The sequence below is a fragment of the Bacillus sp. ABA4_010 genome, assembly GCF_056159105.1.
In genome coordinates, this window is sequence record NZ_JBSWUN010000003.1 from 3,500,891 (window position 1) to 3,513,893 (window position 13,003).

11 protein-coding genes are annotated in these 13,003 nt (G+C 39.9%); 2 read left to right on the forward strand and 9 right to left on the reverse strand.

The features are described 5' to 3' along the window. Window positions 1–106: 106 nt before the first annotated feature. The 6 genes from ACXAEO_RS18495 to ACXAEO_RS18520 all read right to left on the reverse strand — a co-directional run bounded on the left by ACXAEO_RS18495 (window position 107) and on the right by ACXAEO_RS18520 (window position 8,056). The gene (locus ACXAEO_RS18495; RefSeq protein ID WP_474883524.1) at window positions 107–1,795 is read right to left on the reverse strand and encodes a glycerol-3-phosphate dehydrogenase/oxidase; all 1,689 of its coding nucleotides are present in this window, start codon (window positions 1,793–1,795) and stop codon (window positions 107–109) included. 211 nt (window positions 1,796–2,006) lie between these two features. Further along, window positions 2,007–3,497, reverse strand: coding sequence for a glycerol kinase GlpK (gene glpK / locus ACXAEO_RS18500; RefSeq protein WP_474883525.1), 1,491 nt, complete (start codon window positions 3,495–3,497; stop codon window positions 2,007–2,009). 178 nt (window positions 3,498–3,675) lie between these two features. Continuing rightward, the gene (locus ACXAEO_RS18505) at window positions 3,676–4,227 is read right to left on the reverse strand and encodes a glycerol-3-phosphate responsive antiterminator (protein ID WP_474883527.1); all 552 of its coding nucleotides are present in this window, start codon (window positions 4,225–4,227) and stop codon (window positions 3,676–3,678) included. A 258-nt stretch (window positions 4,228–4,485) separates the two neighbouring features. Beyond that, entirely contained in the window at window positions 4,486–6,027 is a 1,542-nt protein-coding gene (locus tag ACXAEO_RS18510; protein ID WP_474883530.1) for a GNAT family N-acetyltransferase, read from the reverse strand. A 164-nt stretch (window positions 6,028–6,191) separates the two neighbouring features. Next, on the reverse strand, window positions 6,192–7,319 hold the full coding sequence (locus tag ACXAEO_RS18515) for a L,D-transpeptidase (RefSeq protein WP_474883532.1): 1,128 nt from the start codon (window positions 7,317–7,319) through the stop codon (window positions 6,192–6,194). 329 nt (window positions 7,320–7,648) lie between these two features. Then, the gene (locus tag ACXAEO_RS18520; protein ID WP_474883535.1) at window positions 7,649–8,056 is read right to left on the reverse strand and encodes a DUF5365 family protein; all 408 of its coding nucleotides are present in this window, start codon (window positions 8,054–8,056) and stop codon (window positions 7,649–7,651) included. 176 nt (window positions 8,057–8,232) lie between these two features. Between ACXAEO_RS18520 and ACXAEO_RS18525 the strand changes: the two genes are divergently transcribed. Continuing rightward, window positions 8,233–9,156 (forward strand): RluA family pseudouridine synthase, encoded by a 924-nt coding sequence (locus tag ACXAEO_RS18525; protein WP_474883537.1) that lies wholly within the window; start codon window positions 8,233–8,235, stop codon window positions 9,154–9,156. A 183-nt stretch (window positions 9,157–9,339) separates the two neighbouring features. Next, complete coding sequence (locus tag ACXAEO_RS18530) at window positions 9,340–10,530, forward strand: dicarboxylate/amino acid:cation symporter (RefSeq protein ID WP_474883539.1); 1,191 nt, start codon at window positions 9,340–9,342, stop codon at window positions 10,528–10,530. A 42-nt stretch (window positions 10,531–10,572) separates the two neighbouring features. On the opposite strand, the gene ACXAEO_RS18535 is transcribed toward ACXAEO_RS18530, so the two are convergent. The 3 genes from ACXAEO_RS18535 to ACXAEO_RS18545 all read right to left on the reverse strand — a co-directional run bounded on the left by ACXAEO_RS18535 (window position 10,573) and on the right by ACXAEO_RS18545 (window position 12,829). After that, complete coding sequence (locus ACXAEO_RS18535) at window positions 10,573–11,469, reverse strand: cation diffusion facilitator family transporter (RefSeq protein WP_474883541.1); 897 nt, start codon at window positions 11,467–11,469, stop codon at window positions 10,573–10,575. A gap of 228 nt (window positions 11,470–11,697) precedes the next feature. After that, a complete protein-coding gene (locus ACXAEO_RS18540) occupies window positions 11,698–12,105 on the reverse strand; it encodes a DoxX family protein (protein WP_474883542.1) in 408 nt (135 codons plus the stop codon). 22 nt (window positions 12,106–12,127) lie between these two features. Further along, window positions 12,128–12,829: a pirin family protein gene (locus ACXAEO_RS18545; protein WP_474883545.1), complete on the reverse strand. Its 702-nt coding sequence runs from the start codon at window positions 12,827–12,829 to the stop codon at window positions 12,128–12,130. Window positions 12,830–13,003: the final 174 nt, after the last annotated feature.

A 13,003-nucleotide genomic window follows, 5' to 3' on the forward strand; every position in this document is an offset into this window, starting at 1 on the left:
CATTTCTACAAAAAATCATATCTTCCTGCTTTTCATTCTGTTTAATTCTTTGATTTGTACGAATAGATTAGGACGATTTACTAATGGTTCATCAACCCTGGTTCTTTCAACCGGCTTTCTCTGCCTTCTCTTCCTCCGGAGTCACGACCGCATCATGTAAATGTTTTTCTAATTCTGCTTTGTATGTCATCTTTTGCTCAGAAGTCCATTTCAGCACATTGGCCATATAGTCAACTACTTCATCTTTCCACTCTTTCACCCAATCAATATCAAAGAAAAGAGCACCTGTACGACGAATGAAGAAATCAATTGGCTTTGTAACCATTTCTTCATTCATGGCGTAAGCAATTTGGAGGAAGACATATAGAGACAATCCGCTCTCTTTTGCTTCTGTTGCATATACCTTAGAATAATCATATACTCGCTCAATATTTGAGCCGTATCGCTTTGTCAGTTTAAACGCTTCTTCTTTGGACAACCCTAAATGTGTACCAATTTTTGCTTTTTCTTCAATAAACGCCGGGAACTTTTCTGCTCCTCCTACATGACCACCAGAAATTGGCATCATCTTTGTTTGGCAAGCACCAAAGCTTTGGCCAAATTCCTGTTGAAATTGCTTTGTTACTAACTCAAGCACGATTTCTGCCATTTTGCGGTATCCTGTTAACTTACCGCCCGCAATGGTGATAAGACCAGAATCTGATGTCCAAATTTCATCCTTTCGTGAAATTTCAGAAGGGTCTTTTCCATCCTCATGAATAAGCGGACGCAAGCCAGTCCAGCTCGATTCAATATCTTTTACGCTAATTTTTACGGACGGGAACATATAATTAATCGCATCAATGACGTAATCGCGATCTGCTTTCGTCATGCGGGGATGCGCAATATCTTCTTTATACACCGTATCTGTTGTCCCAACATACGTTTTGCCGTCTCTTGGAATAGCAAATACCATACGCCCATCTGGTGTATCAAAATAAATCGCCTGTTTTAACGGAAAACGTTTTTGATCGATTACTAAATGGATTCCTTTTGTTAGTTGTAAAGACTTCCCAGTTTTAGAGCCATCTTTTTCACGTAAGGAATCGACCCAAGGGCCTGCTGCATTCACAATTTTTTTCGCATACACTTTATAAGATTTCTTGGAGATTTGGTCTACAATAACTGCACCGATTACTTTTCCGTTATCGTAAATAAATTCTTCTACTTTTGCATAGTTTAACGCATCTGTTCCATGTTGAACGGCTTCTTTTACGACCTCAATTGTCAAACGGGCATCGTCCGTTTTGTATTCAACGTAATAGCCTCCGCCTTTTAAGCCGTCAGACTTCACAAGCGGTTCTCTCTTTAATGTTTCTTCAGCACTTAACATCTTTCTTCTTTCACTGCGTTTGACCCCTGCTAAGTAGTCATAAACGCGCAAGCCGATGGAAGTAGAAAATGGACCGAACGTGCCGCCCTTATGCATAGGAAGCAACATCCATTCTGGAGTTGTTACATGCGGCCCGTTTTCATATACAATCGCGCGTTCTTTCCCTACTTCTGCCACCATTTTCACTTCAAATTGTTTTAAATAACGTAAGCCACCGTGAACAAGTTTTGTAGAGCGACTAGATGTACCTGCTGCGAAATCCTGCATCTCAACTAATGCTGTTTTCATCCCTCGAGAAGACGCATCAAGCGCAATTCCACATCCAGTAATGCCTCCACCAATCACTAATAAATCATAATTCTTTTTTTCCATTTCTTGAAAAATTGCTGTGCGTTGTTTACTTGAAAATGTCGTTGACATCATAAATCCCCCTATTCATAATGGTTGAAGATTGTGCAAACGTTTTCCTGACCATAAATGAAAAAAGAGACCACAAACATCCTTATATCCTTCGTGCGGGTATAAGGGCTTTGTGGTCTCTCCATGTCTCCAGCCAAAATATTAACTTATCTGCATTATACCATAAACTAATTGAAAATAGTAGAAAAACATCACATTTTTATCGGGACTGAATTTATTTAAACGCGATTGCTGCGTTTACGGCTTTTTTCCATCCTCCATATAACTGTTCGCGCTGCTCTTCTCCCATTTTTGGGTTAAAGGATGTGTCAATATTCCATTGTGCAGCGATTTCTTCTTGATTTGTCCAATAACCGACGGCCAAACCAGCTAAATATGCTGCACCTAAAGCGGTTGTTTCATTCACAACTGGACGCTCAACAGGTACATTTAACACATCGCTTTGAAATTGCATTAAGAAATTGTTTTTAACCGCTCCTCCGTCTACTCGAAGTGTTTTCAATGTAATGCCTGAATCTGCCTCCATTGCTCCGACGACGTCTCGCGCTTGATAAGCTAATGCTTCAAGCGTTGCTCGAATAAAATGCTCTTTGGTTGTGCCGCGTGTTAAACCGAAAACAGCTCCCCTTACATCACTGTCCCAATAAGGTGTACCTAAACCAACAAAAGCAGGAACAACATAGACTCCATCTGTGGATTCCACTTTTGCAGCATAGCTTTCACTGTCTTTGGCATCCTTGATCATGCGCAAACCATCTCGCAGCCATTGAAGCGCGGAACCAGCCACGAATATGCTTCCTTCCAGCGCATATTCTACTTTCCCGTTAACCCCCCAAGCAATGGTTGTTAATAAACCATGCTCGGAAGACACCGCGTTTTCTCCTGTATTCATTAACATAAAGCAACCGGTTCCATACGTGTTTTTCGCCATTCCCTTCTCATAGCACGCCTGGCCGAATAACGCAGCTTGTTGATCTCCAGCAGCTCCGGCAATGGGGACTGACTCACCGAAAAAATGATAATCAATCGTATGTGCATATACTTCCGATGATGGCTTTACTTCTGGGAGCATCGCTTTTGGCACATCCAATATTTCCAACAACTCATCATCCCACTGTAAGTCATGGATATTGAACATTAATGTACGAGATGCATTAGAATAATCTGTTACATGGGCTTTTCCACCGGATAGTTTCCAAATGAGCCATGTATCAATCGTACCGAACAATAACTCCTCTTTTTCCGCTCTTTCTCTCGCTCCGTCCACATGATCCAAAATCCATTTCACTTTTGTGCCAGAAAAATAGGCATCAATTAACAAGCCCGTTTTTCGGCGGAATAACGCCTCATGTCCTTTCTCTTTTAACTCTTCACAAATGCCAGCCGTTTGACGTGATTGCCAAACAATGGCGTTATAGATTGGACGCCCTGTGTCTTTTTCCCACACTACTGTTGTTTCCCGCTGATTTGTAATCCCAATTCCGGCAATCTGTTTTACCGAAACACCTGATTCTGATAAACACGACGCAATGACCGCTAAGATTGAGCTCCAAATCTCATTCGGATTATGCTCCACCCAGCCTGGCTTCGGAAAATGCTGAGTAAACTCTTTTTGAGCCGTGTAAACAACTTCCCCTTTCTTATTAAATAAAATAGCACGAGAACTTGTTGTGCCTTGATCTAATGACAAAATGTAAGTTTCCATTCTTTTCCCTCCGTTTTTCCTCTCGCCACGTAAAAGAACCAGATGTAAAAGAAAATCCACAATCCTTTCCCCAAAAATGGAAAAAATGATTGTGGATCTCCTGTTCTCCGTCACATGGTATTAACTTACTTGATAGTTTACTAGAAGCTGAAAACGCTGTCAACCTTCATCTATTTAATTAATATGCTTTCCACAGTTCTCTTTTTGAGGTCGTAACCGCCGCAGCACCGGCTTTGAGCGCTTCTGCTACATCTTGTTCGGTCCTAATAAGGCCGCCAGCCAACACTTGAACCCCTGTTTTTTCTTGGACCTCTTGGATTAAGGAAGGGATAATTCCGGGAAGAATTTCAATATAGTCCGGTTTAATTTTTTCAATTAGATGGTAGCTTTTCTCCAATGCTGTACTATCAAGGAGAAAAATACGTTGAATCGCATATACCCCCTTTTGCTTCGCTTTCATAATGACACTCGAACGTGTTGAAATAAGGCCAGCAGGCTTTAATTCTTGGCATAAATACTCTACAGCATATTCATCATGCTTTAACCCTTGAATTAAGTCTACATGTAAAAGCAACTGCTTATCCACTCGCCTTACTGCATTCATAATTCCTTTCAACTGCCCAAGGTGACTCTCTAATAAAACACCATATTGGTAGTTACTCTCTAAAAATCGCTCCAGTTGTTTCATATCTCTTACTGCCGGCAAAATCTGCTGATTCCCAAAAGCCATCTCATTCACTCCGTTCAAAAAACTTCACATATGGATAGTTTAATGAAAATAGCCATCTTTATCCATGACTTTCGTACAGATATGCGCAAAAAAATTTTAATCATGCGCTTATTAGACTTATATCTATCCAGCATTCGACACTGTGTCGTTTGACAACGAGACTAAGGCCCTTTGAATAAGCTTTCAAAGGACCTCAAAAGCAGATAATCCCCAAGGGTGGGGTCCGCTTAAATTTAGAACATTTAGCATGCTTGCAATTTATTTAGATTGTTTATACTGAATTTGATACACATCATGACGACGATCTTTCAATTGACGAACGGTTCCAGACTGGCGCTGCCTTCTCAAAATCTCCAAATCCACGTCGCCAATGACGACCATCTCAATGTTGTCATTGCACTCCCCAACAATCCCATCACGGGCAAATTCAAAGTCAGAAGGAGCAAAAATAGCAGATTTAGCATATTGAATATCCATATTCTCTACTTGTGGCAAATTACCGACCGTTCCAGCAATAACTGTGTAAATTTGATTCTCCACGGCTCGTGCTTGTGCACAATATCGAACTCGTAAATAACCTTGTCGATCTTCTGTACAAAACGGCGTGAAAATAATGTTCGCTCCTCTTTCTGTTGCAATGCGCGCCAACTCAGGAAACTCGATGTCATAACAAATTTGAATGGCAATTTTCCCGCAATCTGTATCAAACACTTCTACTTTATCTCCGCGGCTAATTCCCCACCACTTCCGTTCGTTCGGTGTAATGTGCACTTTATATTGTTTTTCAATCGTGCCATCACGACGGAACAAATATGCAATGTTATACACCCCGTCCTCTTCTTCAACAAAGTGAGAACCACCAATAATATTAACATTGTATTTGACGGCTAAGTCTGTAAATAACTCAATGTACTGTTCAGTAAAACCTGCTACTTTCCGCACAGCTTTACTTGGTATGTTTTCATTTAAGAATGACATAAGCTGTGTCGTGAAAATTTCGGGGAATACACAAAAATCGGCCCCTGCATCATAAGCTACATCTATGTAATACTCCACTTGAGTAGCAAACTCTTCAAATGAGTTAATTTGCTTCATCATATATTGAACAACGCAAATACGAACAGGAAAAGCTGTACGGAAATGTCGTTTCGACTTCGCTACATAATCCACGTTATTCCATTCCATCAATGTCGCATATTTATTAGATGCGGCATCATCTGGTAAGTACCCTCTGTTAATTCGCATTAACGTAAAACCGTTTCGCAGCTGGAAGGTCAGTACAGGGTCATAAATTTTATGCTTCATTACTTGTTGAACATATTGCCTTGGGGAAAGCTCGCCTGCATGCTTATGATAATTTGGAATTCTCCCACCAATAATAATACTTTTTAAATTAAGCTCACGCGCTAATTCTTCTCGTGCTTCATAAAGACGCCGACCAATTTTCATTCCTCTATAATCTGGATGAACCATTACTTCAATGCCATATAAATTATATCCATCTGGATTATGGTTTGTAATATATCCTTCATCTGTAATGTCATCCCATGTATGCTGATCGTCATATTCATCAAAGTTAACAATTAAACTGGAGCAGGAGCCAATAATTTTCCCTTCATATTCAACACAAAATTGTCCTTCTGGAAAAATTGATAAATGACTTTCAAGCTGTTCTTTCTTCCATGGCTCCATGCCAGGAAAACAAACTTCCTGCAATTGAATAATTTCCTCTATATCTTCTAGTTGAATGTTACGCAGAATAATTTTTTTCTCAAATTTAGACAAATCAATTTTAGACACGTTTATCGCAACCCCTTTTAGTCTATCTTTTGTTCTTTTTCCCTAAACAATAGCGACTTAAACGTAAGCATAGCTTTTATTTATGTCATCACCCCTGACACCTCTTACCTCAATGAAAAAGCTGTCTATAAAATCCAGTAATGGACTTTCATAGACAGCTTCTATTACTTTATTTGAAAATATTGATTCACTTCTTCAATAACTGTAGCTGGCAAATAGCTGACATGAATTCGATCAAGATTAAAATCGACTACACCACCGCCAATATTAACTGCACCGATGACCGTATCAACATCGTACACCTTATAAACGGCCCCCGGTTGCAACACCGTGCTCGTCACTTCATATTTACCGCTCTCACTTTTCTTTAACAGTGTCATTGGTTTTTGAATCGTTACAAATCCGATTTGTCCTTTTGATAATTCTTTTCCTTCATAGCAAATCCCTTTACATACCGGAGGAGCCGGAGCAGGTGGTTCCTTAGGAGCAAAATAGGCTGCCATTTTTTCAAGAATGTCATTTGGCAGATAATCCACTACAATGCGCGTCAAATTATGATCAATAACGCCTCCACCGATGTTCACTGCTCCAATGTCATTATCGACATCATATACTTTATAAACGGCTCCAGACTGTAACACGGTGCTCGTCGCTTCATATTTGCCATTCTCGTTTTTCTTTAAAAGCGTCATTGGTTTTTGAATCGTTACAAATCCCTTTTGCCCTTTTGATAATTCTCTTCCTTCATAGCAGATTCCTTTACATACTGGGGGATCCGCCTTAACTACATAACCGCGTTGTGTAGCAATTGTTTCAAACGATTGTTTGTTAAACTGTCCGATAATGACATTTGTGTGTAGTTCAACTTGGTCGAACAGCCACCTTACTTCCTCATCGTACATCCGTACACACCCTGAACTCACATATTTTCCGATGGAATTTGGGTTACTGTTCCCATGGATGGCATACGTTGTTCCGTATGTACCGCGTGCATTCAAACCAAGCCACCTATCACCAAGCGGATTGCGCGGGTCTCCTCCTGGGATGCCACCTGTATAGTAAGGACGATTTTTAATTTTATTCACAATGGAAAACGTTCCTTCTGGTGTATAACTATCTTTTTTTCCTGTTGCTACTTGAAAAGTTTTAACGAGTTTTCCATTTTCAAAGAAGGCTAATTGATTTGTAGATTTATTGATGATGATTAATTGGTTTTGGCTTGTTGCAAACGTCGGGGTTGTCATAAAAATTATAATGAGTGCTAAAAATAGGCCAAACACTAACTTCCTCACTTTTTAATCCCCCCTTTTGTCTCTATACATAGAGGATTATAAATGAGGGAAATCGGGAAGAGAAGACTTTAGACTAAAGAAGTCAAAACATTACAAATATTAACTTTTCTTTCGACAACGACGGTCAAAAAGATGAGTTTAGGACGGATTCAAAGTTCGTTTACTTCCGAACGATTGTCCTCTATAATTTTCACATAGTGTGCACGATGTAAAAGATGAAGAAAAATGGGTAGAATAAAAAAAGTGTGCCAACTAGACGATTTTCGTCCTTCATTGGCACACTCAAATAGCAAACTCGCCTACAGCTAGAACGCTGAGACGACCGCGTTCTAATTAACAGCAACCGAATAATTAACGTGGTCAGTATAATACATGTTTACTTGGCACTTTTCCCTTGAAAACTGGTCAAGTGTTAGCGGAAAAGAAAAGCCGTATGTTTCTAACTTCGCGACATTTCGTGTAAACACGTTACGATGATACTGTTGAATGTCCCGGTAACGAACGCTTTCAATGACTGTGATGAGCGCCTGCAGGCTGCTGATTACTTGCAAAGCATCTTTCATCAGTCCGTTATAGCTTGTGTTCAATGAAGCTTCAGGAGTTAGTAGTTGAAGCTGTTCAATTTTTTTTAATTCTTGCGAGGAGAAGTACTGAGGAATTATCTCATAGATCAGCTGAGTTTTCAGGTCTTCTATGTACATCTCCATTTCTGGGGTAGCTGCATTTTCGATCCTCAATGTTGACCCACCTTTTTCAATTTGTCCAACAAATCTTCATGTAGGTATAGCATAACACACACTGTAAATTGATTGGTAAGGTATTTGTTCCTTTCTGTTCCAATATAAGGAATTTATATTTCACCAAAAAGATGAAACAGCCTTCTGTACGATATTTAATTAGATAGGTGATATATATGGAATTTTATAGAAAAGGCGATTGGTTTGACATACCGATTACCGCTAATCAAGTTGGAAAGACAATTGAAGAGTTTTTAAAAGAAGAATGGCAAATGCCTAAGAAACTGCTTCATCATTTTCGAATGAATAAACAAGTAAAGCTCAACCATGAATTCGTTAGATGGCAACACGTTCTTCGCGAAAAGGATCGTTTGCAAGTTCAATTTTACTTTCCTGAAGAACAGCCCTATTCCTCCTCATACGGCGAACTCAATTTATTATATGAAGATGAGCATTTTTTAATTATTAATAAGCCTGCTGGGATGGATACACATCCGAATAATCCAACAGATACAATGACTTTGTCCAATCTTGTCGCTTACCATTTTGAAAGCGAGGGGCTTCAAAATGCTCCCCGCCATATTCATCGATTAGATCGAGGAACATCTGGCGCTATCTTATTTGCAAAACATCCTCTTGTCGCTGCTCTGTTGGATCAAATGCTTGAAAAGAGAGAAATTAAACGAACGTACATCGCGCGTGTCAACGGAATCATCAAACCAAACAAAGGGACAATTAATCAGCCAATTGGGCGTGACCGCCATCACGCAACAAGAAGACGCGTCTCCCCGTCTGGTCAACATGCAGTCACCCAGTATCGAGTACTGAAACGAAATGAATTTTTAAAGGAAACATTAGTTGAACTATCACTGCAAACAGGTCGCACTCATCAAATTCGTGTTCATATGTGCCATCTCGGACACCCACTTATTGGTGACACGCTTTACGGGGGACCAGATTCTGAAGAACAGCAAGCGCTTCACGCCGTTCGCTTACAATTGAAACACCCATTTACTCATGAAATGATTGATGTGTCCGCCCCTTCACCAGATTGTTTCTCTAACTATGAGACCGTCATTTCTAATCATTATAATATTTAACTAGCAAAACGCACCGTTCACTTAAAGAACCGTGCGTTTTTTATAAGATTTTGTACACGAGCCAGACTCTCCCCCTTACCCCAAATTATCCCAACAAAAAAATGCACTAAAACTCTTAACTTTTTAAGAAAGTGTGTGTATAATTCATCTATAAAATACAATTGTTTTTCCTTGGAGGACATCATGAGAAAGATCGGACTTTTACCTCGCATTATTTTAGCGATTGTGTTCGGTATCTTAATCGGCAGCATCGCTCCTGATTGGACCGTTCGCATTTTAGCCACGTTTAATGGCATTTTTGGCAATTTTTTAGGATTTGCCATTCCCTTAATTATCATCGGTTTTATCGCACCTGGCATCGGAGAGATCGGCAAAGGGGCTGGAAAACTGCTTGGACTGACAACGCTTTTAGCTTACGGCTCAACGATTATCGCAGGATTGCTTGCCTTTTTTGCGGCGCGCAACTTGTACCCTATATTTTTAACAACTGGATCTTCAGAAGCATTTCAAAATCCTGAAGAATCGCTTTTAGCTCCCTTATTTAAAATTGAAATTCCGCCGATGATGAGCGTGATGACGGCTTTAACACTAGCTTTTGCTCTCGGACTCGGAATGGCCGCTTTAAAAGGGAACGCCCTAAAAACGGTAATGACGGAGTTCCGAAGCATCGTGGAAATGATTATTTCACGTGTCATCATTCCGCTTTTACCTATTCATATTTTAGGAATTTTCGCTAATATGACATATGGTGGGCAAGTTCAAACAATTATGTCTGTGTTCGCAAAAGTATTTGTCATGATTATTATTCTTCACCTTGTAATGATTCTCATTCAATATACAGTGAATGGAGCGTTAGCACGCAAAAACCCGTTTTCCTTGTTAAAAGGGATGATGCCAGCTTACTTTACAGCCATCGGTACACAATCATCCGCTTCTACCATTCCGGTAACATTAAAGCAGGCAAAACAAATCGGTGTCCGCGAGAAAGTAGCGGATTTTTCCATTCCTTTACTCGCTACAATTCATTTATCAGGAAGTACCATTACACTGATTTCTTGTGCCATGGCAGTCATGCTATTAAATGGACAAGACGCTTCCTTAGCTATGATGTTGCCTTTCATCTTAATGCTCGGCATTACAATGGTCGCAGCACCAGGTGTACCCGGAGGAGCTGTTATGGCTGCATTAGGGCTATTAGAAACTATGCTTGGCTTTGACCAAACGATGCTTTCATTAATGATTGCCTTATACTTAGCTCAAGACAGCTTCGGTACAGCTTGTAACGTCATAGGTGACGGTGCCATTGCCGGTATTGTGGATAAGCTGACCACGAAAAAGGAGCTACAAACGGTGGAAACTTCAAAAGCAAGCTAACTAACAAAAAGGAGGGTCCTAAAAAAGGATCCTCTTTTTGATTTAGGAAACAGTCGCTTCCCCACTGCTTTTTTCCTGCATATCTGGTTCAATGTGAACAAACGTGGAGCGAACCTTATACGATTCTTCCATAAGTACTTCAATTTTATCCGCAATAAAGTGGCTTTTTATGACACTCAAGGAAGGATCTACTTTTACTGTCACATCAAGGAGCACTTGGTTTCCTTGCATACGTGCCTTTAAGTCACGCACACTTTTAACACCGGAAACCGACTCGATGACTCGTTTATACTCCACTAATTTCTCTTCATCAAAGCCGTCCGTCAATAAATGGGACGCTTCCTTGAAAATATCTACGGCCGTTTTACAAATGATGAGGCCAACAACAACGGCAGCAAGCGGATCCAGCCATGGCACTCCGAACTGGGCACCTATAATGCCGACAATGGCCCCCACACTTACTAAAGCATCCGATAAATTGTCTTTCGCCACTGCTCGCAACGCTTGACTGTCCAATTGATTCGCTAGACGCTGATTATATCCATACACCACCAGCATCATGATCGCAGCGCCGAAAGCACTCCAAGCCGCCAATAGATCGGGAGTTTTCTGTTCTGCAACAAACAAAGAATGCCCTGCTCCATATAAAACTTGTATTCCAATAAGCAGCATAATAAAAGAAGCAATCAATGAAGCCACGTTTTCTGCACGGGAATGTCCATAAGGATGATTTTCATCTCGAGGTTTTTTGGAGATTTTTAATCCAACTAAGATTGTTATAGAAGCAATAATATCTGTAAAGTTGTTCAAGCCGTCTGCCCTTAACGCTTCTGAATTCGTTATGGCTCCCATAAACAGCTTAAAAACGGATAAAACTATGTAAACGGCAATGCTGAGCCAAGCCCCTTTTTCAGCAAGCTCATACCCTTTCTCATTCATATCATTCAATCACCTTTCTTTCTCGCTTTTTACGTAAAACTAGTGTAGCAAACGGACTTCGGGTGGGTCTACAGCAACATAGTTGAATGATAGAAGATATATAGGCAGCATAAAAATGTTTAGCCTCGCACAAAATCAGTTGCCTTCAGTAAACTTCACACAAAATAGACCGTTAAGAAATCCAGTCATAATAAAGATTTCCTAACGGTCCGTTTATGTTGATATGTTTTAATATTGTTCTTCTTTTTTAAACACGTTTTCTAGCGCATATAGCTTACTTCCAGCAATAACTAAATATAAAGCCATCACAAATAGTGCTAGGTCCAGCTCATATCCAGCCATTTGCCCATTTCCTAAAAGACCGGCAGCCCACTTTACTTTAATCGTTGCTCCAACCATCAGTATCACCATTAAAGCCGATACGACCCGTGTTCCTGCTCCTACGACTAACAAAATTCCGCCGACAAGCTCAATAATGGCTACAACATATCCAAACGCCCCTGGTAACCCTATACTTGCAAACCATCCAGCGATATTCTCAATACCTCCCTGAAACTTTGCCAACCCATGGGCAAAAAAGATAATTCCTAATGCAAGACGGATTAATAAGCCGCCGATCTCATATTTTCGCGTCATTTTCATTTCATCCTTTCATGTTTTAAGGTAAATCAATTAACATAAATCTTGCGTGCTCATATGCTGTTATATGCAACGACTGAACTTCAGTTATTCGTGCTGAATCTCGCTTTTGCAGCGTATCTTCTTCATTTAAAGTTACAGTTCCTTCAATTACAAACAAGAAAATACGACGTCTGGTATCTTGCTTAAATGTAATGTCATGCCCTTTATCTAAATCAGATAAATAGATGGTTAAATCTTGATGAATGCGTGCAATTTGTTCGCCTCCACTTTTGGACACGACAGGCAACAAGTTGTTTTTCAGTTTCGCTTCATCAAAATTTGTTTGTTCATAAGAAGGCGTAATTCCGCTTTTTTCCGGCAAAAACCACATTTGCAGAAAGTTGACCTCTTCTTCTTTTGAAGGGTTTACCTCTGAATGAACGACACCTGTTCCTGCAGACATCCTTTGGACACCGCCAAACGTTGTAACTGCAGAATGCCCGGTACTGTCTTCATGCTTTAAATAACCGCTTAATACGATTGAGACAATTTCCATTTCCTTATGAGGATGTGCACCAAACCCTCTAAGTGGAGCGACAATATCATCATTTAAGACGCGCATCGGTCCAAAATTTAAATTATTAGGGTCAAAATACTCCGCAAACGAAAAACTAAACGCGCTTTGGAGCCAGCCATGATTTGCTTTAAAACGATCTTGTTCACGATATATGTTGATCATATTCCTCATCCTGTTCCTTAAGATTTATTTACTTACTGCTTGTTCTTTTTAGAAATCATTTAAAATTAAACTGAAGTGATTTATTTTCAAACTGAGATATAAATGTTAATTTATCTCGAATTCAAAGTAATTATACATAGAAATCTCTCCTTTCGTCAACATCTTATTTTAGCG